Source organism: Pseudomonas fluorescens (genome assembly GCF_003732425.1).
Classification (GTDB): Bacteria; Pseudomonadota; Gammaproteobacteria; order Pseudomonadales; family Pseudomonadaceae; genus Aquipseudomonas; species Aquipseudomonas fluorescens_BE.
This window is the reverse complement of sequence record NZ_MOBX01000015.1, coordinates 447,840-469,079: the sequence shown is the minus strand read 5'-3', so window position 1 is coordinate 469,079 and position 21,240 is coordinate 447,840. Positions and strand designations below refer to the sequence as shown.

Annotated in this window: 24 protein-coding genes and 1 pseudogene; 12 read left to right on the top strand and 13 right to left on the bottom strand. The window is 56.1% G+C overall.

The genetic code is table 11. The annotated features are described in order from the left end of the window. Positions 1 to 111 precede the first annotated feature (111 nt). Positions 112 to 489 carry a hypothetical protein gene (locus BK670_RS24185; protein WP_123453540.1) on the bottom strand — a complete coding sequence of 126 codons (378 nt, stop codon included), beginning with the start codon at positions 487 to 489 and terminating at the stop codon, positions 112 to 114. 198 nt (positions 490 to 687) lie between these two features. Between BK670_RS24185 and BK670_RS24180 the strand changes: the two genes are divergently transcribed. From BK670_RS24180 to def, 3 genes are all read left to right on the top strand, one after another. Beyond that, on the top strand, positions 688 to 879 hold the full coding sequence (locus tag BK670_RS24180; protein ID WP_003227408.1) for a CsbD family protein: 192 nt from the start codon (positions 688 to 690) through the stop codon (positions 877 to 879). Between the two features lie 164 nt (positions 880 to 1,043). Next, positions 1,044 to 1,994, top strand: a complete 951-nt coding sequence (locus BK670_RS24175; protein ID WP_077574243.1) for a YihY/virulence factor BrkB family protein — start codon at positions 1,044 to 1,046, stop codon at positions 1,992 to 1,994. Positions 1,995 to 1,996: 2 nt separating this feature from the next. Beyond that, complete coding sequence (def, locus tag BK670_RS24170; protein ID WP_123453538.1) at positions 1,997 to 2,536, top strand: peptide deformylase; 540 nt, start codon at positions 1,997 to 1,999, stop codon at positions 2,534 to 2,536. Between the two features lie 68 nt (positions 2,537 to 2,604). Here def and BK670_RS24165 read toward each other — a convergent pair whose 3' ends face one another. Then, positions 2,605 to 3,024 (bottom strand): GNAT family N-acetyltransferase, encoded by a 420-nt coding sequence (locus BK670_RS24165; protein WP_123453536.1) that lies wholly within the window; start codon positions 3,022 to 3,024, stop codon positions 2,605 to 2,607. Positions 3,025 to 3,866: 842 nt separating this feature from the next. Here BK670_RS24165 and BK670_RS30350 point away from each other — a divergent pair. Together BK670_RS30350 and BK670_RS30345 are read left to right on the top strand one after the other, a co-directional pair. After that, positions 3,867 to 4,643: pseudogene (locus BK670_RS30350) on the top strand (PAS domain-containing protein); the annotation flags it as partial. 3 nt (positions 4,644 to 4,646) lie between these two features. Beyond that, positions 4,647 to 5,186 (top strand): methyl-accepting chemotaxis protein, encoded by a 540-nt coding sequence (locus BK670_RS30345; RefSeq protein WP_259697593.1) that lies wholly within the window; start codon positions 4,647 to 4,649, stop codon positions 5,184 to 5,186. Positions 5,187 to 5,243: 57 nt separating this feature from the next. Here BK670_RS30345 and BK670_RS24150 read toward each other — a convergent pair whose 3' ends face one another. From BK670_RS24150 to BK670_RS24130, 5 genes are all read right to left on the bottom strand, one after another. Further along, positions 5,244 to 5,669 (bottom strand): hypothetical protein, encoded by a 426-nt coding sequence (locus BK670_RS24150; RefSeq protein WP_148047038.1) that lies wholly within the window; start codon positions 5,667 to 5,669, stop codon positions 5,244 to 5,246. An 81-nt stretch (positions 5,670 to 5,750) separates the two neighbouring features. Continuing rightward, positions 5,751 to 6,155, bottom strand: a complete 405-nt coding sequence (locus tag BK670_RS24145; RefSeq protein ID WP_123453530.1) for a hypothetical protein — start codon at positions 6,153 to 6,155, stop codon at positions 5,751 to 5,753. Between the two features lie 176 nt (positions 6,156 to 6,331). Then, the gene (locus BK670_RS24140) at positions 6,332 to 6,877 is read right to left on the bottom strand and encodes a hypothetical protein (RefSeq protein ID WP_123453528.1); all 546 of its coding nucleotides are present in this window, start codon (positions 6,875 to 6,877) and stop codon (positions 6,332 to 6,334) included. Between the two features lie 156 nt (positions 6,878 to 7,033). Beyond that, positions 7,034 to 8,458 (bottom strand): MFS transporter, encoded by a 1,425-nt coding sequence (locus BK670_RS24135; RefSeq protein WP_123453526.1) that lies wholly within the window; start codon positions 8,456 to 8,458, stop codon positions 7,034 to 7,036. 125 nt (positions 8,459 to 8,583) lie between these two features. After that, positions 8,584 to 9,024: a PACE efflux transporter gene (locus BK670_RS24130; RefSeq protein ID WP_123453524.1), complete on the bottom strand. Its 441-nt coding sequence runs from the start codon at positions 9,022 to 9,024 to the stop codon at positions 8,584 to 8,586. A 121-nt stretch (positions 9,025 to 9,145) separates the two neighbouring features. Between BK670_RS24130 and BK670_RS24125 the strand changes: the two genes are divergently transcribed. Continuing rightward, on the top strand, positions 9,146 to 10,018 hold the full coding sequence (locus BK670_RS24125; protein ID WP_123453522.1) for a LysR family transcriptional regulator: 873 nt from the start codon (positions 9,146 to 9,148) through the stop codon (positions 10,016 to 10,018). A gap of 165 nt (positions 10,019 to 10,183) precedes the next feature. Here the strand turns inward: BK670_RS24125 and gntR are convergent, their stop codons facing one another. Then, entirely contained in the window at positions 10,184 to 11,215 is a 1,032-nt protein-coding gene (gntR, locus tag BK670_RS24120; RefSeq protein WP_123453952.1) for an HTH-type transcriptional regulator GntR, read from the bottom strand. A gap of 215 nt (positions 11,216 to 11,430) precedes the next feature. Between gntR and BK670_RS24115 the strand changes: the two genes are divergently transcribed. Together BK670_RS24115 and BK670_RS24110 are read left to right on the top strand one after the other, a co-directional pair. Beyond that, on the top strand, positions 11,431 to 11,964 hold the full coding sequence (locus BK670_RS24115; protein ID WP_123453520.1) for a gluconokinase: 534 nt from the start codon (positions 11,431 to 11,433) through the stop codon (positions 11,962 to 11,964). Positions 11,965 to 12,046: 82 nt separating this feature from the next. Next, entirely contained in the window at positions 12,047 to 13,402 is a 1,356-nt protein-coding gene (locus BK670_RS24110; protein WP_099756982.1) for a GntP family permease, read from the top strand. Between the two features lie 234 nt (positions 13,403 to 13,636). On the opposite strand, the gene alaC is transcribed toward BK670_RS24110, so the two are convergent. Then, entirely contained in the window at positions 13,637 to 14,854 is a 1,218-nt protein-coding gene (gene alaC, locus BK670_RS24105) for an alanine transaminase (protein WP_123453518.1), read from the bottom strand. Between the two features lie 139 nt (positions 14,855 to 14,993). Between alaC and BK670_RS24100 the strand changes: the two genes are divergently transcribed. The 3 genes from BK670_RS24100 (at position 14,994) to BK670_RS24090 (ending at position 17,019) form a co-directional block, all read left to right on the top strand. Beyond that, a complete protein-coding gene (locus BK670_RS24100; protein ID WP_093430442.1) occupies positions 14,994 to 15,656 on the top strand; it encodes a LysE family translocator in 663 nt (220 codons plus the stop codon). Between the two features lie 68 nt (positions 15,657 to 15,724). After that, the gene (locus BK670_RS24095; RefSeq protein WP_123453516.1) at positions 15,725 to 16,219 is read left to right on the top strand and encodes a GyrI-like domain-containing protein; all 495 of its coding nucleotides are present in this window, start codon (positions 15,725 to 15,727) and stop codon (positions 16,217 to 16,219) included. Positions 16,220 to 16,530: 311 nt separating this feature from the next. Next, complete coding sequence (locus BK670_RS24090; RefSeq protein WP_123453514.1) at positions 16,531 to 17,019, top strand: GNAT family N-acetyltransferase; 489 nt, start codon at positions 16,531 to 16,533, stop codon at positions 17,017 to 17,019. A gap of 209 nt (positions 17,020 to 17,228) precedes the next feature. Here BK670_RS24090 and BK670_RS24085 read toward each other — a convergent pair whose 3' ends face one another. The 4 genes from BK670_RS24085 to BK670_RS24070 form a co-directional block, all read right to left on the bottom strand. After that, positions 17,229 to 17,885: a dTMP kinase gene (locus BK670_RS24085; RefSeq protein ID WP_259697592.1), complete on the bottom strand. Its 657-nt coding sequence runs from the start codon at positions 17,883 to 17,885 to the stop codon at positions 17,229 to 17,231. 339 nt (positions 17,886 to 18,224) lie between these two features. Next, positions 18,225 to 19,046: a hypothetical protein gene (locus BK670_RS24080; protein ID WP_259697587.1), complete on the bottom strand. Its 822-nt coding sequence runs from the start codon at positions 19,044 to 19,046 to the stop codon at positions 18,225 to 18,227. A 511-nt stretch (positions 19,047 to 19,557) separates the two neighbouring features. Further along, positions 19,558 to 20,163: a pyridoxamine 5'-phosphate oxidase family protein gene (locus tag BK670_RS24075; RefSeq protein WP_123453510.1), complete on the bottom strand. Its 606-nt coding sequence runs from the start codon at positions 20,161 to 20,163 to the stop codon at positions 19,558 to 19,560. A 19-nt stretch (positions 20,164 to 20,182) separates the two neighbouring features. Further along, a complete protein-coding gene (locus BK670_RS24070) occupies positions 20,183 to 20,668 on the bottom strand; it encodes a GNAT family N-acetyltransferase (protein WP_123453508.1) in 486 nt (161 codons plus the stop codon). A gap of 141 nt (positions 20,669 to 20,809) precedes the next feature. Between BK670_RS24070 and BK670_RS24065 the strand changes: the two genes are divergently transcribed. Continuing rightward, positions 20,810 to 21,235: a YybH family protein gene (locus BK670_RS24065; protein WP_123453506.1), complete on the top strand. Its 426-nt coding sequence runs from the start codon at positions 20,810 to 20,812 to the stop codon at positions 21,233 to 21,235. The last annotated feature ends 5 nt before the right edge of the window (positions 21,236 to 21,240 follow it).

Genomic DNA, 21,240 nt, shown 5'->3' with positions numbered 1-21,240 from the left:
TGTGAGGCCGCCTTCGCGAGCAGGCTCGCTCCCACACTCAACCGCGTTCCTCCAGTTGGAATACAGTCAAATGTGGGAGCGAGCCTGCTCGCGAAGCTTTGGCTCTTGCTGTTACTGACGGAACGGCGCGAAATTCACGTTAGTGCCCGCCGGACGCATGTCCTGCAGATACGAATCCTTGTCCGCACTCAATTCCAGGCTCAATGCCGCTTTACGCTTGCCCTCATTGCGAATCACCAGGCCCTCAAGCTTTTCACGCAGAAACACCGTCGGCACTTTCAGGTGCAGCAGTTCGTCGGTGGCCGGTGTGTGCATCAGCAAGTGAATCCACTCGTACTGACCAACGGCCAGACGCGACACCGGCAGGTCGAACCACCAGATGTTGCGGTTACGGTTCAATTCGGCGAAGTGGCAGTTGTTGGTGCCGAGCACGGCGCCGCCCAGTTCCTGGTTTCTACGGGCGATGGCGAGCTTTTTATCGAGTTTCATAACATTCCTGCGGGATCGGTTCATTGGCGCACAACGCCCATATGGTGCGCATTCTCGGGGCAACGCAAGCAAACATAAAGCCCAACCTGCATGCCGCGACGAAATGAGTCACTGAAAATAAATGAAACTTGGCGCAAACCCGGCCAGTCAATCATTACGTACTGACTTTTCCCCCTTATTGCACCAAGGAGAAACACCATGAGTAGCACAGGCGATAAAGTAAAAGGCATGGCCAACGAAGCGGTCGGCAACGTCAAGCAAGGCGTCGGTAAAGCCACCGATAACACCAAGCTGCAAGCCGAAGGCAAGGTTCAAGAGAAAAAAGGCGAGGCCCAGCAAGCGGTCGGTAAAGCCAAGGACGCCATCAAGAAAGGTGTCGACAAGGCGTAATTCAGCCTTGAACGAAATACATGAACGGCCATCCAAGGATGGCCGTTTTTGTGTCAAAAGCCTGCAGCAATCCGACGAGATTCGCCAAACAGGCTACCGTGATGTAAAAAACGGCCCCTGAGTCGCCACGACTTCAACCTGTATTGCGGCGAAAGGAGACGCGAATGATTTTTCCGGACATGAAAGGTCTGCCCCTGCACCGGGTGATGGTGCGCACGGTCACTGAATTCGTCGACGACGAGATGTCGACCTATGCCTCGGCACTGGCCTACCAGATGCTGTTCTCGCTGTTCCCGTTCATTCTGTTCCTGATCGCCCTGATCGGTTTCCTGCACCTGCCGGACTTCTTCTCCTGGCTGCGCCTGCAATCGGAACTGGTCCTGCCACCGCAGGCGCTGGAGCAGGTCAATCCGGTGATCGACCAGTTGCAGCAGTCCAAGGGTGGCCTGCTTTCCGTCGGTATCGTTATCGCCCTGTACACCGCCTCCGCAGGCGTGCGCTTGATGATGAGCGCAATGAACGCCGCGTACGACGTGGTCGAAGGCCGGCCGGTCTGGAAGCGTTTCCCGCTGTCGATTGTCTACACCGTCGGCATTGCCGGCATGCTGCTGGTGGCCGCCGCGCTGATGGTGCTCGGGCCGCAGGTGATGGGCTGGATCGCCGCACAGGTGGGCCTGGAAGACTTCATCGTCACGGTGTGGACCATCGCGCGCTGGCCAGTGATCGTGATTCTGATGATGGTCGCCGTGGCACTGATCTACTACGTCATGCCCGACGTTAAACAGGAATTCCGCTTCATCACCCCCGGTTCGGTGTTGGCCGTGGTGGTGTGGATCATTGCGTCGTTGGGATTCGCGTTCTACGTGAAAACCTTCGCCAACTACAACGCGATGTATGGCAGCATCGGGGCGATCATCGTGCTCTTGCTGTACTTCTACATTTCCGCTGCGGTGCTGTTGCTCGGCGCCGAGATGAATGCGGTGATCGAACACATGTCCAGCGAGGGCAAGGACGCGGGTGAGAAAGTCCCCGGCGAACTCGATGAACATCCCAAACAACACGTCTCGGGCCTGGGCCGCGATCATTCGCTCAAGCCGGACACTGACGAAGTCTGATCATGATCCGTGAAATTCTGAAAATGGGCGACGAGCGCCTGCTGCGCATCGCCCCGCCAGTGCCGGCCGAAATGTTCGACAGCCCTGAACTGTGGCAACTGATCGACGACATGTTCCAGACCATGGAAAGCGTCGGTGGCGTCGGCCTCGCAGCACCGCAGATCGGCGTCGATCTGCAACTGGTGATCTTTGGTTTCGAACACAGCGAACGTTACCCGGACGCGGAAGCGGTGCCGCAGACAATCCTGATCAATCCGCTGATCACGCCGCTGAGTCCGTTGATGGAGGAGGGCTTTGAAGGGTGTCTGTCGGTGCCCGGTTTACGCGGCGCCGTGGAGCGTTATCAGCAGATACGCTACGAAGGGTTTGATCCGAAGGGCGAGCCGATTGTGCGCACTGCTTCGGGCTTCCACGCCCGTGTTGTGCAGCACGAATGCGATCAGCTGATCGGCCGCTTGTACCCGTCGCGCATTACCGACTTCAGCAAGTTCGGTTTTACCGAAGTGATGTTCCCGGATCTCGATCCCACAGCAGACGACTGATCTAAGACCCGGCACATACCCCTGTGGGGGCCAGCAGGCTGGCTCCCACATTGGTTTTGCATTGCACATCAGGATTGTGAAGGGGCCAGTTCCATCGCAATCATCGGCTTGCTCCGCGCATACCGGCTCAAGCGCTCTGCCATTGCCTGCGGTAGGGCGGGGTCGAAAATGAACCCGCGCCGCTCATAAAAACCGCGCAAATCCGGATGGCAGAACAGCCACACCGGCTCGCTCACATCCTGCACCGCCGCCGCAATCAACTGCGCGGCAATCCCCTGTTCACGACACCCCGGATCCACAAACAGCCCGGTCAACCACTGTCCGCCGGACACTGGCCGCAGGCACAACGCACCAACAATCTCGCCCCGCCGCGCGACCCACAATTGCGCATCGCGAACCGCTTTCATCGAGGATTGGTGGCTACGGTAAAACTTGTTCATCAACGGCCATAATGACGCGTCGAGCAGGCTGTATTGGGTGTCGGGCATGGGATCGGACTGTCGGCGTGCAAAGCGGCGATTATAAAAGAACGCGCGTGGCGCGATAGGTGTATACCTGAGCCTACATCCCCTGTGAGTGGAGTACGCATCATGTCCAAAGGTATGGATTCAAAGAAAGCGGCGAAGAAGAAACCGGCCAAGACCGCGATTGAAAAACGCGCGGAGAAGAAAGCCAAGAAAGTCGACATCTTCGGTCACTGATCACGCCTTTCCGGAGCCCGGTTCTCGGGCTCCTGCCTGAATCCGAAAATAATCTGCAAGGTTGCACAAAAGGGCGAGAATCCCGTTCCGAGCAACGCTATGTCCCATTACTTTAGACGCCGCCCATCGCAGCAGATCGAAACCCCGCAGCGAGCTCGCTCGCGAAAGCGTCCGCCCCGGCAACATTTTTCCCCGCGCTGAACCGATTTTTGTGCAAAAAGTGCCAGATACTGGCCGACTAGTGGCCTTGCGCAAGGCTTCGCGCTGGCTATGCTTCTTCTAACTAACGATGTCGACCGTCATGTCAAAACCTGACTGATGCGCATCGTTGGTCCGTGAATTCATGCTGCCAGAGTGCGCAACCCAAGGCACCGACACTGAACCAACAAGGAGCGTCGCTTACATGGAAGTTCTTCTACGCGTTAGGGCTGGCCCGCGTGCGGGCTATCAAGAGAAGGATGTCTTGATTAGAGCGTTGCTGCATGGACGCTCCGATTGATCATCATTTATCACCTGACAACTTCCTCCCGTGGAGGAATGCGTGTGCCTGTTCTGTGGAACGTAGTGGTGGATCTTGAAAGAACTGAACTTTCATCAAATCAAAAGTCCGCGCGGAAGGTGATACAACCATGTTCAACCTACATCACAAGGCTGACCTGCAGCAGATCGAGCGATTCAGCTGCGCCTTGACTGAAGCCAATGCCAAGTTGGCCGCGATCAGCCGTTCGATGGCAATGATCGAGTTCACCCCTGACGGCATCGTGCTGGATGCCAATGAAAACTTCTGCAAGACCATGGGCTACAGCGCCGATGAAGTGCGCGGCAAACATCACCGGGTGTTTTGTGAAGAGGCTTTTTACCGCAGCGAAGAGTACGCCAGATTGTGGCGTGATCTGGCTCGCGGTGAGCCGATCAGCGGCACTTTCCTGCGCTTGAACAAGGCCGGCAGGGAAGTCTGGCTCGAAGCCAGCTACATGCCGGTGTATGGCCCGGATAAGCAAGTCCAAAGTGTGATCAAAGTGGCTGCCGACATTACCGCTCGGGTCAATAAAGAGCACGAAGAGGAAAGCATGCTGGCGGCGATCAGTCGCTCGATGGCGGTGATCGAGTTCACCCCGGAAGGCAATGTCATCGCGGCCAACGACAACTTCCTCAAGACCATGCAGTACTCGCTCAACGAAATCCTCGGCCATCACCACAGTCTGTTCTGTCATCGCGCTGAAGCCGAGTCTGCGCAGTACAAAGCATTCTGGGCTTCGCTCAATCGCGGCGAATATCACTCGCACCGTTTCGAGCGCAAGAACAAGTCGGGGCAGATGGTTTACCTCGAAGCGTCCTACAACCCATTGTTCGACGCCAAGGGCCGCTTGTACAAAGTGGTCAAGTTCGCCAGCGACATTACTCATCAGATGACCACGCTGCAGAACGCTGCCGAATCGGCCCACAGCACCTCGGTACAAAACGACGCCTGCGCACAAAAAGGCTCGCAGGTTGTGCAGCAAACCGTAAAGATCATTCAGGACATTTCCCGCGACCTCAACGAAGCCGCCACCAGCATCGATGCGGTGAGCAAACAGTCGGACATTATTGGCACCATCGTCCAGACCATTCGCGGCATTGCCGATCAGACCAACCTGCTGGCGCTCAATGCGGCCATTGAAGCGGCGCGGGCCGGTGAGCATGGGCGCGGATTTGCCGTGGTCGCCGATGAAGTCCGCAGCCTGGCGGCGCGAACCAGTCAGGCGACCCTGGAAATTGTCGAGGTGGTGCGCAAGAACCATGACCTGTCGCTGAGCGCGGTGTCGAGCATGCAGTCGAGCCTGAGCCGCACCGGGCTTGGTGTGGAACTGGCGAATGAGGCGGGGGAGGTGATTCTGGAAATTCAGCAGGGCTCGCGGCATGTGGTGGATGCGATCAGCCAGTTCAATGAGACCTTGCAACTGAATTGATGCTGTCAGGAGCAACTGCCTCTCCAGCTTTAGAGGCAGTTGTTATTTGAGAGGTACCTACTGTTGCAAATGGAAGTCTCCATGGATCTCTGCAAAATGCTCATGGTCCCGAGATCTGGCGGTGAACTTGAAACTGCCTTTCGCGGTTCTTTTAAGCAGGTCAATTTCTTCAACGGTGACCTCACCACTTTGACTGACTGAGGACCAGGAACTGCCCGAGAAGTTTTTCGGGTTGTAGCTGCCTACGGCAGACCCTGATTCAAATGGGTAAGTTGTGTGAGCCTCGATTTCTTTTAAAATGACGATTTCTACGCCCTGCGATGTTGGCGCGGCTCCGGCCCACCCGGCGATGTACAAAAGAGTGAGATCCGGATCCATCACAAAACGGCTGGTTGGCACCTGCTCTTCCCCTTCATTGTTCTCATTCACGTTCAAGCTGAGGTGCCCGATAGCCTTCAGTTTGCTTTTGCTGTTTTCGTTCATGGTCTTCATCCTTGGCATGTAGTCAGTCCTTTGCATGAAGGAACTGTTGATCAAACGACCAATGCAGGTGGTCGCTAAAACCTAGTTCCCTAGCGAGAAAGTCCCGCTGAGTTCTGCAGTATTTTCACGGTTTGTGCCGTCTCTTGCCGTGAAGGTGAAACTGCCTTTTACGAGCTCATTTTTAAAGTCGACCGTTTCCAGAGTGATTTCACCGGTCGTCGCGCTCCAGGTTGGTCCCTTGTTTTTCGGGTTGTAATAAGTGCCGCTGCCAGCCTTCACCTCGTATTTGCGCGGGCTGATGGTTTCGGCGATATGCAGCGCCGCCCCCCACGGTGGTGGTGCCGTGCTGCTATCGTGGCCACTCACATGCAGTGAATTGGCAGTGAGACTTAGTTGGAGTAAGTCAGTGGGAACCGTAATTTCTGCTCCGCCGTTTTCCTTCACTTTGAGGCTGAAGAGCCCGATAGGCGTTTTGGTTTCGCTCATGATGAGTTTCCCTTGCTTAACGTTGAGGGCATTACATCCCGTGGGATGGAGCCATCATTCGCGTGAAGGGACAGGGCGTCTACTGTCAGAAGTTACAGGTATGAGTCACTGTTCGACGAGCGGTCAGCAAGTCAAAAAAAGAGTCCCATCAGGGACTCTTTTTTTGCTCGTTTAAATCACAGCGCAGCGAGAAACTTGCCCGCCTGTTTGTCGCTGTCCTTCACATCGTTGTCTTTTTCCGCCTGCGCCAACTTCATCTTGTCCTGCAAACGCTCGGCGATCTCTTTGCCGATAGCCAGTTGTTTCTCCGGCGGCATGGTTTTGATGTCGTCTTCGGTCAGCCCCATGGACTGCAGGATGCTATCGCGCAGACGCTGTTCCGGCGTCTTGCTCATGTAATCCTTGAATTCGTCGGTGGCGGATTTCGCCGAGGCCGTGGTGGCGTCGGTCGATTGCAGGCTTACGCGGGTCTTGGCGAACGCTTCGTCGACGTTGTCGCTGATGCGTGTGGCTTCGCTGACTTGCTGGGTGGCGATCTGCGTGGCCGAGTCCTGCACTTTGGCAGTGGCTTCGGCGGTTTGCGCCTGGGTCTGGTTTTGCAGGGTTTGCAGCATGGCGCCGTGCAGGCCGCCTTGCAGCCCCGCGGCAGCCGTGGTGGTGGCATCGTCATTCAGCGCTTTGGGCAGGTGAATGATGGGCTGTTGTTTAGCACTGACCAACATGATGGATGGACCTGTGGGTAATGGCTGACTGGCGTATCGCAGCAATTACCGTGCCTTTTTATTAAATCCTTTAATTTCAAATAGTTGGATAATTTATCAAGCTCGGGCAGCGGTCATCCCTTGCCGATAAGCGGCAGAGGATGACCGTTGTCCCCATCAGCGATGGGCAATGTTCTCCAGCGCCAGATTGCGCGTGCGCGGGCCAAACCCGCCGATGGTCAACATCACGATGAGCATGCTGCTGACGATGAACGCCAATACCCCGGGTGTGCCGAAGTTATCGAGAAACAGACCGATCAGCAGGCTGCTGAACACCGTCGACAAGCGGCTGAACGAATAGCAGAAACCCACGGCGCGGGCGCGGATATTGGTCGGGAACAGTTCGCTCTGGTACGAGTGATAACTGAAGCTCAACCAGGCGTTGCAGAAGGTGATCATCACCCCGCAGAAGATCAGCCCGAATGCGCTGGTCTGCAGGGCGAACAAGGTGCCGAAGGTCATCGCGCCGAGGGCCGAGCCGACGATCTGCCATTTGTTCTCGAAACGGTTGGCGAACTTTACGAACAGCAGCGGCCCGAGCGGGTAGGCGAGGGTGATGATGAACGCGTACATCAAACTGTGAGTGACGCTGACGCCTTGGCCGGACAGCAGCGCCGGCAACCAGTTGCCGAAACCGAAGAAACCGATCGCCTGGAAAATGTGAAAGACGATCAGCATCAATGCGCGACGGCGATACGGTGGTTGCCAGATATCGGCGAAGCGGCCCTTGCCTTCGACGTCGACCGGCAAGGCTTCGGGGGCATCGAGTGGTTTGCCGTAATCCTTTTGGCAACGCGCTTCGATGTGGTCGAGAATCCGGTTGGCCTCATCAAAGCGACCCTGCTGCGCGAGCCAGCGCGGTGATTCTGGCAGACGCTTGCGCAGCCACCAGATAAACAGCGCAAACACCGCGCTGGCCAGCACTACCCAGCGCCAGCCGGAGACACCGAACGGTGCTTGCGGCACCAGCCACCACGACATCAACGCCACTGCCGGCACCGACAGGAACTGCACGAAAAACGCGAAGGCAAAGGCCGAGCTGCGCATGCGTTTCGGCACCAGTTCCGAGAGGTAGGCGTCGATGGTCACCAGCTCGATACCGAGGCCGATGCCCACCAGAAAGCGCATGCAGATGATGCCCAGCGCCGAACTCTGAATGCCCATCAACACCGTCGCCACCGTGTACCAGACCAGCGCGAAGGTGAAGATCGCGCGGCGGCCGAAGCGATCCGCCAGCGGGCTGAGCAGACTGGCGCCGAGGAACAGGCCGAGGAACGTCGCCGAGGCAAACGCCGCTTGATCGGAGAAACCGAACACACCCTGATTGCCGGCGGCAAAGATGCCGTCGCGAATCAGCCCGGGGCTGATGTAAGCGGTCTGGAACAGGTCGTAGAGTTCGAAAAATCCACCGATCGAGAGCAACGCCACCAGGCGCCAGATCGTTGCAACTGCCGGAAGGCGATCAATGCGGGCAGACACCTGAGCGGCGCGTATCGGGTCGATGCCGTCGCTGTGCGCGGCGGCGGGAGCATGAGCAGTCATGGGCGGATCCATTTTTTATTGATGGAAAAGCTTAGCCTGCTATCGGAGTTAACGGATTGTGAATATCGGCGGTTTGACCGGATAAACCGCTGATTTCTTGCAATATCTGTTTACCAATTAACGATTTATGCCGCAGCCGCTGAATCCGGTAGCGCCGAGGCCGGCAAGCCGAAGATCCGGTCGAACAGCCAGTTGAAGGCGAACGTGTAGCACGGAATGAATATGATCAACGCCAGATCCAGCAGGAAGGCCTGCACCAGACTGATGTTCATCCACCAGGCGATCAACGGAATCAGGAACACAATCAGCGTCAGTTGAAAGCCGACCGCATGGGCAATGCGGCGTTTCACCGTGCGCGTGCGCGACACCTGCTGACTTTCCCAATGTTCGAACAGCGAGGTGTAAATGAAATTCCAGGTCACGGCGATGGTGGTAATGATCACCGCCAAGGGGCCGGTGCTGCCCGGCGAAGTGCCGGATAACAGTGCCAGGCCGAGGGCGGAGAAGGTCATGCCGATCACTTCATACAACGACACATAGACCAGTTTGCGTTTGACGCCTTGCATGGGAGTTGCCTCTTTCTTGCCGTTTGATTGCCAGTGGGACTGGCGAAGGCGGCGAAAGATAGCTTCAATAGGGCTGACAGAAAAAGTCAGCTACTTTCAGTTCTATTGATAGGTGTTTGAGGTGAATTTCAACAGCGACAGCATCGAGCTGTTTCTAGCCGTGATTGAACGCGGCTCGTTTTCCGCTGCGGCGCGGGCCTTGGGACGGGTGCCTTCCGCTGTCAGCATGAGTATTGGCAACCTTGAGGCGGAACTCGGTTATCTGCTGTTCGACCGCAGCCATCGCGAACCACAACCCACGGCAATGGCGCTGTCGCTGGTGCCGCATGCGCGGCTGATTGCCGAGCAGCTCAAGCAACTGCAAGTGCATGCCGTTGAATTGTCGCTGGGGCTGGAGAGCAAGTTGTCGATTGGCGTGGTCGCGGACATCGATCGCCGCCGTTTGCTGGCCGCGATCAAAGTGATCGCCGAGCGCCATCCGCTGCTCGATATCGAAGTGCTGACCGCGCCGCAAGACGACGTGCTGGCGATGCTGCACAGCGGCCGCGTCAGCGTGTGCCTGGCGTTCGCCGGGCTGAGCATGAATGTGCTGGAGCGTTTTCAGTTTGTCGGCAGCGAACGGATGATCGCCACACTGGCGGCGGACAGTCCGCTGTTGCAGGGGCAGGATCTGTTTCTCGAGGATCTGGTGCATGTGCGGCAGATCATTGTCGCCAGTCGCGACTTGCCGATCAGTGAAACGCGGCCATTGGTGGCGGAGTCGTATTGGCGCACCGACAGCCTTGAAACGGCGATGGAAATGGTCGAGGCGGGGTTGGGTTGGGGTAATTTTCCGTTGTCGGTGGTGCAGTCGCGATTGGACGCCGGACGGCTGAAACGCCTGAATTTCCGCAATATCGAAAACGGTCTGGTGATGCCGGTGCATGCGGTGTGGCTCAAGAGCCAGCCCTTACAAAAGGGCGCACTGGCCCTCGTCGACCTGCTCAGCCACTAGCGTCTGTGAAGATCCAATGTGGGAGCGAGCCTGCTCGCGAAAGCGTCGTGTCACTCGGCACGTGCTTATCTGACACACCGCTTTCGCGAGCAGGCTCGCTCCCACAGGGATCGTGGTTGATCCCCGGATTTGTGAACTCCACAAAAACCTGTGGGAGCTCAGGGGTTATGTGCTTTCGCGGATCTTCAGTTCAAAGCCCATGTCTTCCACCGGGCGGGCGACGCTGTTACCGGCCATCAACGTCAGCATCTGCTCCGCCGCACGCCGGCCAATCGCTTCGCGCGGGGTGTTGATGCTGCTCAGACGCGGCACCATGTGCTCGGACATCGGCAAGTCGTTGAAGCCGAGAATCGCCACCTGCTCGGGGATCTTGATGCCGTTGCGCAACGCTTCCAGCAACGCACCCTGCGCGAGGTCGTCGTTGCCGAAGAAGATCGCATCGACATCCGGGTGCGCCGCCAGCAGTTGCAGGAACAACTCACCGCCTAACCCCACAGAGGAGGCACGCGGCGTCAGCACTTCCAGATCCGGGTCATAGCGGCCGGCCTTCTGCAACGCCTTGCGAAAACCTTCGCCGCGCAACAACGTGCGTTGATCCAGTTGCGCGCCAATGTACGCCAGGCGCTTGCGTCCACGGGAGAGCAAATGCTCGGCCGCGGTTTCACCAGCACTGAGTTGCGAGAATCCCACGCAATTCACCCCGGCGGCGCTGTCCAGTTCCATCATGTACACGCAGGGAATGTTGCTCGCCTCAATCATCCGTCGCGAACTTTCCGTGCGATCAAACCCGGTCAACAGCAACCCGCGTGGCTGATAGGCCATGTAATTGCGCAACAGGTTTTCTTCTTCATCGCGTGAATAGTGGAAGTTGCCGATCAGCACTTCGAAGCCTTTGGGCGTGAGCACCCGATGAATGGCTTCCAGCGTATCGATGAACAAAAGGTTGGACAGCGAAGGCACTAATACGACGACCGAATGGCTTTGCGCCGAGGCTAAAGCGCGGGCGGCAGGGTTGACCACGTAGTTGAGTTCGAGCGCAGCTTTCTGCACTTTTTCCACAAGGTCTGTGGCCACGGTGCTGACACCACGCAAGGCGCGGGAGGCGGTAATCGGGCTGACACCGGCCAGACGGGCAACTTCATTAAGGGTGGGACGGCCGGTGGTGCGCGTGTTTTTATCGTTTTTAGGGGAGGTCATCGACGGCTTGCCAAACAAAAATCAAGGCACTAAGGTAGCGCTGTCCTGATGCAGCTGTAAATGCGTAAGCGAGGTCCTGCCTGATCTTCGCTTTTTGGCGTTGGGAACAAACCTGCTGCAACCCAAAAAAACGACAAGAAGGCGTCGGCAACTTCTGCCTGTGCACTAGAGTCATAGCTAGCAAAGGTAGCGCTGTCTGCGCGCTGAGGTGTTATATGAGTCATCCCATCACCGCCCTGGTCATCATGGGCGTTGCCGGTTGCGGCAAGACGTGCGTCAGCGAGGCCCTGTGCCAATTGAGCGGCGCCACTGCCATTGAAGGCGATACTTTCCATCCGGCCGCGAACATCGAAAAGATGAGCGCGGGGATCCCCCTGAACGACGACGACCGTGCCGGCTGGCTCGACAGCCTGTGCGATGAACTGCGTCGCGTCGATGCACAAGGCCAACGCCCGGTGCTGACCTGCTCGGCCCTTAAACACAGTTATCGCGAAGTGTTGCGCAGCGCCTTGCCGGGCCTGGGCTTCGTGTTTCTTGAATTGACCCCTGAAGTCGCCGCTGAACGTGTGTCCCATCGTCCGGGCCACTTCATGCCGGCCACGTTGATCGAAAGCCAGTTCGCCACCCTCGAATCGCCGAAGGGCGAGCCGCTGACGTTGGCGTTGAATGCTTCGATCCACAGTGTTGAAGAACTGGCGTCCCAGGCTCACGTCTGGTGGCAGGCCCACGGTCTGAAGCAGGCGGTATGAGTGTGTTGAAAGAGATAGCGCTGTCCTCGCGACTTCTGTTTAACCCGTTTTAATAACAACAACAATCCAGGAGACACCCCCAATGTTTGGCATGTCCCACGACGCCTACCTGCTGCTCGATGCAGTGGTCACGGTAATCGGCCTGATTATCCTGATCACCAAATTCAAGATTCACCCATTCATCTCCCTGACCATCGCCGCCGCGTTCCTCGGCCTGACGTCGGGCATGCCGATCGGCACCATCATCAAGGCGTTCCAGGACGGCTTCGGTGGCGTGCTCGGTTTTGTCGGCATCATCCTCGCGCTGGGCACCATGCTCGGCAAAATGATGGCCGAATCCGGCGGCGCCGATCAGATCGCCCAGACCCTGATCCGTGCGTTCGGTAAAGACAAAGTCCAGTGGGCAATGATGTTCGCCGCGTTCCTGGTGGGCATTCCGCTGTTCTTCGAGATCGGCTTTGTCCTGCTGATTCCGTTGGTGTTCATCGTTGCGCGTCGCACCGGTGTATCGATCATCAAGATCGGTATCCCGCTGCTCGCCGGTCTGTCCGCTGTGCACGGCCTGGTGCCGCCGCATCCTGGCCCGCTGCTGGCCATCGGCGTGTTCGGTGCTGACATCGGCAAGACCATTCTTTACGGTCTGATCGTTGCGCTGCCGACCGCGATCATTGCCGGTCCGATCTTCGGTACGTTCATCGCCAAGCACATTCCGGGTCACCCGAATCAGGAACTGGTCGATCAACTGGCCCGCGAAAATGACGACTCGGCCAAGCTGCCGAGCTTCACCATCACCCTGATCACCGTGCTGTTGCCGGTGTTCCTGATGCTGCTGAAAACTTTCGCTGACGTCGCGCTGCCGGACGGTCACTTCTTCCGCACCTGGATGGACATGATCGGTCACCCGATCTCGGCACTGCTGCTGGCCTTGCTGCTGTCGCTGTACACCTTCGGGCACAAGCAGGGCATCGGTTCCCAGCAAATGCTCAAGTGGCTGGATGCGAGCCTGGCGCCAACCGCCGCGATCATTCTGATCATCGGTGCCGGCGGTGGCTTCAAGCAGATGCTGGTGACCAGCGGTGTGGGCGACGTGATCGGCCACATGGCGGTCAGCGCGCAGATCTCGCCGATCCTGCTGGCGTGGCTGGTGGCGGCGGTGATTCGGATTGCCACCGGTTCGGCGACTGTGGCGACCATCACCGGCGCGGGCATTGTGGTGCCGGTGGTGGGGATGATCCCGGGCGTTAACCGTGAGCTGTTGGTGTTGGCCACTGGTGCCGGTTCGTTGATTCTGTCCCACGTGAACGACGCCGGTTTCTGGCTGGTGAAGCAGTACTTCAACATGACCGTGGCCGAGACGTTCAAGACCTGGACGGCGATGGAAACCATCCTGTCCATCGTCGCGCTGGGCTTTATCCTGCTGTTGTCGCTGTTCGTTTAAGCGGCTTCTTGCAGACACAAAAAAACCGCAGCGATGCGGTTTTTTTGTGCCTGAAATATCTGTGGTAGCGCGGCTTTTTGTGGCGAGGGAGCTTGCTCCCGCTGGGCTGCGAAGCGGCCCCAAAATCATTCAACGCTGATCTTCAGTCAGACCGCATTAGCCGGATTTACGGCTGCTTCGCAGCCGAGCGGGAGCGAGCTCCCTCGCCACAGGTGTTGTCCTGCAGGTTTTGCATTAGCCGGTGGTTTTCGGGGCCAGCCCATCCGCCCGGAACATCCCGCGAATCCCGCGCACCGCCTGACGAATCCGGTCCTGGTTTTCGATCAGCGCAAAGCGCACATGATCATCACCATACTCACCAAAACCAACCCCCGGCGAGACGCACACCTTGGCTTCGGCCAGCAGTTTCTTGGCAAATTCCAGCGAACCCAGATGCGCGTACGCCTCGGGAATCTTCGCCCAGACATACATCGACGCCTTCGGATTCTCGACCATCCAGCCCAGTTCATGCAGGCCTTTGACCAGCACGTTGCGGCGCTGCCGGTACTGCTCGGCGATGTCGCGCACGCATTGCTGATCGCCTTCCAGCGCGGCAATTGCCGCCACCTGCAGCGGGGTGAAGGTGCCGTAGTCGTGGTAACTCTTGATCCGCGCCAGCGCGTTGACCAGTTCCGGGTTACCGACCATGAAACCGATGCGCCAGCCGGCCATGTTGTAGCTTTTGGACAGGGTGAAAAACTCCACCGCGATGTCCTTGGCCCCCGGCACCTGCATGATCGACGGGGCTTTCCAGCCGTCGTAGACAATGTCAGCGTACGCCAGGTCGTGAATCACCAATACGTCGTACTGCTTGGCGAGGGCAATCACCCGTTCGAAGAAATCCAGCTCCACGCACTGCGCGGTCGGGTTGGACGGAAAGCCGAGGATCATCATTTTCGGCTTCGGGATCGAGCCGCGAATGGCCCGTTCCAGTTCGTCGAAGAAGTCCACACCCGGCACCAGCGGCACCGAACGCACTTGGGCACCGGCAATCACCGCGCCGTAGATGTGAATCGGATAGCTTGGGTTCGGCACCAGCACGGTGTCGCCCTGATCCAGGGTTGCCAGCATCAAATGCGCCAGGCCTTCCTTGGAACCGATGGTGACAATGGCTTCGCTTTCCGGGTCGATATCGACCGCGTAGCGATCCTTGTACCAATTGGAAATCGCCCGGCGCAGGCGCGGAATGCCCTTGGACGTCGAGTAACCGTGGGTGTCTTCGCGTTGGGCAACTTGTACGAGTTTTTCGACAATGTGCGGCGGCGTGGCGCCGTCGGGATTGCCCATGCTCAAGTCGATGATGTCTTCACCACGACGCCTGGCGGCCATCTTCAGCTCGGCGGTGATGTTGAAAACGTAAGGGGGGAGTCGATCTATGCGCGCAAAGCGGCGCGGCGAACCTTGTTCGGCCATTGTTGCCTCGGATAACGTAAGCGCCCGGAACCGTCCGAGCGACGCTGGTCACTGCGGTGACCTGTGGCGGAAGATAAGGGCGCTGATGGCATACTGTCCAGCCCGTTTGTAAACATTTTTTTCCGAAGGAAAATGGTTAATGGAATTCACCAGCGGCTTCTTGCTGAGCCTTTCGCTGTGCCTGGATATCGGCGTGGCCAACATCGCCATGATCACCCTGGCGATGCAGCGCGGTTACTTTCAGGGTTTCGCTCTGGGCCTCGGCACCTGCGTCGGTGACCTGATTTACGCGGTGCTGGCGCTGGCCGGCATGACCGTTTTGCTGCAATACGAAACGGTACGCTGGGTGCTGTGGATCGGTGGTTCGGCGCTGCTGATCTACTTTGCGGCGAAGATGATCTATTCGGCGATTCACCACGAGGCGCAGTTGGCGGCGACGGCGGAGGTGGGGCAGAACTCCCATCGCAAGGAGTTTTTCCGGGGGATATTTCTCGCCATGTCGTCGCCGAGCGCGATTCTCTGGTTTGCGGCAGTGGGCGGCACGTTGATTGCGCGTTCCGGTGGCGGTGGCCCGCTCAGTTCGGCGCTGTTCCTCGGCGGCTTTCTCTGCGCCGGACTGCTGTGGTCGGCCGGTTTGTGCTTCGCCGCGAGCCATGGCGGCAAGCTGCTGGGCGACAAGCTATTACGCTATTCCTATCTGGCATCTGCAGCGATCTTCTGCTATTTCGCGGTGTACGTGATCGTATCTGGCTACAACGAATTTGTCGGTTCGGGCGCCGTCGAGCAGTTGCACGCGCTGTAACCGTGCGAATTGGATCGGGCTTTCTATACTCCCAGCCGAACCCCCTTTTTTGTTCCAGGAGTCGAGTCATGGATGAGCAAAAACGCGTCGAAGTGGCTGAACCTCGCTTCGAACATGGACATTTCCTGCTGATTGCAGGCTTTCGCGGTCGATTTACCCAAGACACAGCCAAAGACATCCCGGCGCTGTGGGAAAAGTTCTTGCCGCACTTGGGAAAGATCCCGGGGCAAAAGAACGAAGTGACTTACGGAGTCTGCAGCAATTTCGACGGCAAGGGCGGCTTCGATTACATCGCCGGGGTGGAAATCGACAAGCTCGATGACCTCGACCAGAAGGTCTACCAGTGGGTCGAAGTGCTGCCTCGGCAATACGCAGTGTTCGAGCACAAGGGACCGCTCGAACAACTGCCGCAAACCCTGCAATACATCTACAAGACCTGGCTGCCAACCTCGCACTACGTGGAACTCAACGCCCCGGAACTGGAGCGTTACAGCGCCGATTTCAATCCGAAGCTGCACACCGGCAAATTGGAAATCTGCGTGCCGGTCGATACCAAGGTTTGAGCCCAACACCATGAGGCGGATCACTGATCCGCCTCATGCTTTCAACGCTGTTTACGTCGCGCCCGCAACAGATCGATACCCAGAGTGATAAAGCCGAACGTACTGATGCCCAACACCATCAACAGGCCTATTTCAACGCTGCTCATAAGCGGTTTCCCCCAAGGGTGATCAGAGACACGCCTGAGAAATAGCCCGACAAACGCCCGAAGAAAAGCGCTTATACGCAGGCTTTACGCCGCCCCTGCACATCGATATGCAGACCTTATTCCTTTATGCTTTCGGCACTTTCTTCTGCTGATTTCCGAGCCGCCATGAACACCCTCATCCGCAACGTCACCGCCGCCGACCTGGACCGCTGCTACGCCATCGAAACCGTTGCCTACGAAGGCGACGAAGCGGCCACCCGCGAGAAGATCGCCACGCGTATTGCCACCTGGCCCGAGGGTTTTATCGTCGCTGAGGTGGATGGCGTGGTGGCAGGTTTCGTCAATTCTGGCGCGGCGTTTGATGTGCAGATGTCGGACGAGGCGTTCAAGGAACTGATCGGCCACGACCCGCAAGGACCGAACGTGGTGATCATGTCGGTGGTGGTGCACCCGGATTATCAGGGGCAGGGCCTGGCCAAGCGCTTGATGGGCGAGTTCATCGAGCGGATGCGCGGGATGGACAAAGCGACGATTCACCTGATGTGCAAAGAAAAACACATTGCGCTGTATGCCGGGTTTGGTTTTGCCTACATCAAACCGTCGGAGTCGGATCACGGCGGCATGGCGTGGCACGAAATGATCCTTACGCTCTGAGGCCAACCCGATCTCCACTGTAGGAGCTGCCGAAGGCTGCGATCTTTTGATCTTGATTTTTTAACAGCAAGGTCAAAAGATCGCAGCCTTCGGCAGCTCCTACAGGGGATTGTGTTCTGTCAGTAGAGGCTGTCGCTTACACATTTTGGCGCTTCTCGGTCGTAGTTGTCGGCGTCGATCAGCCCGTGGTTAGAAACGTTCGTTGGTTTCTACTCCCTACAAAGAATGCTCTGAACTGCAGTCACCGCCTTATCGAGAACGGCTTCCTCACTTAGGTCGGTTGTATCGATTCTTATCCAGTTCACCAGACCGCAGCGCTCATAACTGGATCTAACTCGATTCTGATAGTCAATGAAGCCCTTCTGGGGGTCTGCATTGGCGCCGTCATAGGCTCCACTCTCGCTAAGGCGAAATGATCCTTTTCTCTGTGCTGCCAGTGCCGGATCAACATCTAAGAAAATTACGAAGTCAGGTTTTCTAATTGTTGAGAACATTGTCAACGCATCCTCAGCCAAATCAGTGCTCTTGAGCAAAAAACGCGCCAGGTATTTATAATGCCAACCATCGGCGATGCAACTTTTGCCAGAATTGATTATAGGCGTTATAGCTGCATGATCTGTGGCCTGAAACCACGCAGTTATGAGGCTCATCCAGTGTTTGTCACCTAATTGTTCCAGGGGAGCGTTGTCCGGATAATCCCATAAGACTTCGCGTAGCCGAGACATATGAAACTCTGTATAGCCTGTAGGCACTGGAGGACGATTTTTGTCTATATAGTGCAATGCAGAATGGGACTCAAGAATTCTGTCATATGTCGCTCGCGCAACCGTTGATTTTCCTGCACCATCGGTACCTTCGAATGCAATAAATAGTCCCTTGTCAAAAGAGTAGCTTATGCAAAACCTCCTAAGTATGCTTCAGTGTCTAAAGAGTTTCGTCCACTTCCTTCTATTAGCGGTTTAAAGCCTTCTCTTTGATAAATTTCTGACATCTTTTTACCGAGTATATTCAGGAAGTCAACGGAAGGCCGTGCTTTTGTAGAGTAGTGTGAACCGGCGTCAGGGTGAGAGAGTCGACAATGTAATGGCCTATAAAGGAGAAGAAAATCAGTGACCCTATCATATCTCCCAATCTGGAAAGCATCAGCCGTACAGATAATTTAAGTACTTCCATAACATGGGTCGTTTGTGGCGTTGCGGGAGGAGTTAGTCCCATTCTTTAAGTAATGTCGTTAGCGGAGGAGTCTGGGAAGCAGCAAAGTATTTTTTCCTAAAGTAGTACTCGCACACAGATGTTTTATGTTTGGTTTGTTTTCGTTCATTGAATTCTTTGTCAAGTGCGGCAAGGGAGGTTTTTGTCGTTGGATAGATATCTATTGTTTTTAGAAGGCCTTCAATTGCCAGGAATACCAAGTCCATGTAGTCCAAAATCTCTTGGATGTAGGATCTGCATTCTGTTTCTGTAGTTGCTCCTTGCCTGGCCAAATCGAAAAACTTATTTTTGATGGCGTCGAATCCTTCAATTCGATACATATTTGAGTATACCCACTTGTAATGCTTGTTCGACGTGCCAGTGAGGTAGGTGAAACTCATGGATGTTTTTAGCATCATGTCCCTGGCTATTTCGCAGCCCATCCATAGATTTCCTGACTGCCAACAGCCTTGAATATCCTGAAATGCGTAAAAGACTGGAAGCCTTTCGCGATGTGCAATGTATATATGTTTTTTTAGAGGGATTTGTGATCTTATTGAATTAAATTTTTCTTCGTTGGTAATTGCATGTCCAATAATAGAGCGGTGAACGATGTTGTTCTCTGTATTTGTGAGTACAGGGTTATATAGAAAGCGCTGGTCAGAAATTACTTCGTCAAATGCTTTGTTGATTTTTTTATATATGTCTTCAATTTCTGAGAAAGTGATGTAGTCGGCATCGATGTGGATGCTCGTATCGCCGTAGAAGTCGGTCGTGTTGTGAACTTTTTCGCTTTTTTGTAATATGGCGATAATCTTCGTCTGTGACAAAAGCATGTTCGATGTCTTTAATGCTGCAAGCTTTGGGGCGTTCGTCGCAGAGTATAATGCAGTCGATGTCGGAGTGAATTGTTCCGATGCCCTCGATTAAAGAGCCGGAAACAATCAGGATGCTTGTCGGTTCTAAAGATGCTTTCTCTCGGAGATAGCTTTTCGGGATTGAGATTTTTCCATCCAGTATGATTATTTCATTGTGCGTGATTTTTGACTTTGAGGTCTTTATTAGAGTGTCTATCATATTGCTCTCTTCGTTAAAGTCGAGTGATGCAGAGCTTTAAGTATTCGTCTCTATGTCATAGCCTGATGTTCAAATATATATAAGCTGTTGAGTAATTAATAAAATTGCTCATGGCTAAACCTAGAGTGGTTGACAGTAAGTCGTCAATATCTAGGATGAAAATCAGAATTTACTTACAGGGTTTTATCAGTTTTAAATGATTTGGGATTTGCTCGTGGGATAACTCTTACAGGATGATTGCTTAGTCCTGTAAGAGAACATGAGATCTTTTCAGTAGAGGCTGTCGCTTACCCGCTTCGGCGCTTCCCGGTCGTAGGCCTCGGCGTCGAACTGACCGTCGTTCAAACGTTTGTGGAAGGCGCCGGCAGAGGGCAGGGCCGAGCGCGGCAGGTGGGTTTCGGGGTTCCAGGCGTCGGAGCGGACAAACGCTTTCGAGCAGTGAAAGAACGCCGCTTCCACCGTCACCAGCAACACCGTTTTCGCCGGTTTGCCATTCACCGCAAAACTCTCCAACAACTGCGGCTCAGCACTAATCACCGCCGTGCCATTGACCCGCAACGTCTCGCCAATCCCCGGAATGATGAACAGCAGCGACACCCGCGAATCCTGCAGCACATTGCGCAAGGTATCGATGCGGTTGTTGCCCGGGCGATCCGGCAGGGCCAGGGTGTTTTGATCAATGATCCGCACAAACCCCGGCGCATCACCGCGCGGCGAATTATCCAGGCCATCGGCGCCCACCGAGCTGACGATCACCAGCGGCGACAGGCGCACCATCGCCTGATAATCCTCGTTGAGAAAACCGATCTGCTTACGCATGGCCCGCTCGTGCGGCAGTCCGTAAATCGCTTCCAGCGCTTCGATTGAATCGATCATCGTTGCATCCCTCGATGACTTAGAAAAACAGGCCCATGCGCCGTTCGTAACCGATCCGGCCCTTGTACGCCTCACCGCTGTCGACGTAGCCGTGCTTGGCATACAGCGCAATCGCAGCGTCATTGTCGGCATCCACCGACAATTCCAGCCCCTTGATCTCAGGCCACGCCTGACGTGCAACTTCGGGGAGTGCTTGCAGACAAGCCTTGCCGTAACCCTTGCCCTGGGCGCGGCGATCGACCTGCAACGCATGCAGGGTGGCGCTGTGTTCATCGGCCCAGGCCGGCAACACCGGCGGGCGCTTGAGCAACAGAAACGCCACCGGTACTTGATCTGCCAGCAGCGCAAAACCTTTCACGCCGGGGCCGGGTTTCGACAGCAGCGTGTGCAACGCGCCATGGATATCGCCGGAGAACTTGATCTGCTCGGCATGGATTTCAATCGCCTCGACTTGCTGACGCTGCAAGGCGTTAAGGCTGTCGTACGGCACGAGTTGGGCTGACACGGGAATTTCCTTTTTCCTACAAAGATGAGCCTCGGATTCTAGCGATTTTGTCTTCTGCAGAAATTTTTTGTTTCGTCTGTCGATCCGCCTCTTCACCGAACGACTAAGGGTGTCTTCACAACAAAAAACACGGAGAACACCATGAGCGCACAAACCGAGATCCAGGCCCTGATCAACACTTACCGCGAAGCCGTCATGACCAAGAACGTCGAGAAAGTCATGGCCTTGTACGCCGACGACATCGTCTCTTTCGACGCGATCAAGGCCCTGCAATTCAAGGGCAAAGCCGCCTATCGCGCGCACTGGGTCGAGTGCATGGAAATGTGCCCCGGCCCGCACATTTTCGAATTCCACGAAATCGCCATCGAAAGTGCCGACAACATCGCCTTCGCCCATTGGGTGGCGAACTGCGGCGGCACCAACGACAAGGGCGAAACCCAGAGCTGCTGGATGCGCGTCACCGCCTGCTATCGGCAGATTGGCGGGGCCTGGAAAATCGCCCACGAACACTGGTCGGCGCCGTTCGATCCGATGAGCGGCGCGACCCTGTTCGATGTGACCCCCTGATCTTC

Bases quoted from the DNA above. Each gene is read 5' to 3' on its own strand.
- alaC (WP_123453518.1), bottom strand. From the start codon at position 14,854: ATGGCCGAACAAGGTTCGCCGCGCCGCTTTGCGCGCATAGATCGACTC.
- BK670_RS24180 (WP_003227408.1), top strand. From the start codon at position 688: ATGAGTAGCACAGGCGATAAAGTAAAAGGCATGGCCAACGAAGCGGTC.
- BK670_RS24110 (WP_099756982.1), top strand. From the start codon at position 12,047: ATGTTTGGCATGTCCCACGACGCCTACCTGCTGCTCGATGCAGTGGTC.
- BK670_RS24145 (WP_123453530.1), bottom strand. From the start codon at position 6,155: ATGAGCGAAACCAAAACGCCTATCGGGCTCTTCAGCCTCAAAGTGAAG.
- BK670_RS24140 (WP_123453528.1), bottom strand. From the start codon at position 6,877: ATGTTGGTCAGTGCTAAACAACAGCCCATCATTCACCTGCCCAAAGCG.
- def (WP_123453538.1), top strand. From the start codon at position 1,997: ATGATCCGTGAAATTCTGAAAATGGGCGACGAGCGCCTGCTGCGCATC.
- BK670_RS24185 (WP_123453540.1), bottom strand. From the start codon at position 489: ATGAAACTCGATAAAAAGCTCGCCATCGCCCGTAGAAACCAGGAACTG.
- BK670_RS24150 (WP_148047038.1), bottom strand. From the start codon at position 5,669: ATGAACGAAAACAGCAAAAGCAAACTGAAGGCTATCGGGCACCTCAGC.
- BK670_RS24100 (WP_093430442.1), top strand. From the start codon at position 14,994: ATGGAATTCACCAGCGGCTTCTTGCTGAGCCTTTCGCTGTGCCTGGAT.
- BK670_RS24090 (WP_123453514.1), top strand. From the start codon at position 16,531: ATGAACACCCTCATCCGCAACGTCACCGCCGCCGACCTGGACCGCTGC.
- BK670_RS24115 (WP_123453520.1), top strand. From the start codon at position 11,431: ATGAGTCATCCCATCACCGCCCTGGTCATCATGGGCGTTGCCGGTTGC.
- BK670_RS24175 (WP_077574243.1), top strand. From the start codon at position 1,044: ATGATTTTTCCGGACATGAAAGGTCTGCCCCTGCACCGGGTGATGGTG.
- BK670_RS30345 (WP_259697593.1), top strand. From the start codon at position 4,647: ATGACCACGCTGCAGAACGCTGCCGAATCGGCCCACAGCACCTCGGTA.
- gntR (WP_123453952.1), bottom strand. From the start codon at position 11,215: ATGACCTCCCCTAAAAACGATAAAAACACGCGCACCACCGGCCGTCCC.
- BK670_RS24130 (WP_123453524.1), bottom strand. From the start codon at position 9,024: ATGCAAGGCGTCAAACGCAAACTGGTCTATGTGTCGTTGTATGAAGTG.
- BK670_RS24165 (WP_123453536.1), bottom strand. From the start codon at position 3,024: ATGCCCGACACCCAATACAGCCTGCTCGACGCGTCATTATGGCCGTTG.
- BK670_RS24065 (WP_123453506.1), top strand. From the start codon at position 20,810: ATGAGCGCACAAACCGAGATCCAGGCCCTGATCAACACTTACCGCGAA.
- BK670_RS24075 (WP_123453510.1), bottom strand. From the start codon at position 20,163: ATGATCGATTCAATCGAAGCGCTGGAAGCGATTTACGGACTGCCGCAC.
- BK670_RS24095 (WP_123453516.1), top strand. From the start codon at position 15,725: ATGGATGAGCAAAAACGCGTCGAAGTGGCTGAACCTCGCTTCGAACAT.
- BK670_RS24135 (WP_123453526.1), bottom strand. From the start codon at position 8,458: ATGACTGCTCATGCTCCCGCCGCCGCGCACAGCGACGGCATCGACCCG.
- BK670_RS24080 (WP_259697587.1), bottom strand. From the start codon at position 19,046: ATGCTTTTGTCACAGACGAAGATTATCGCCATATTACAAAAAAGCGAA.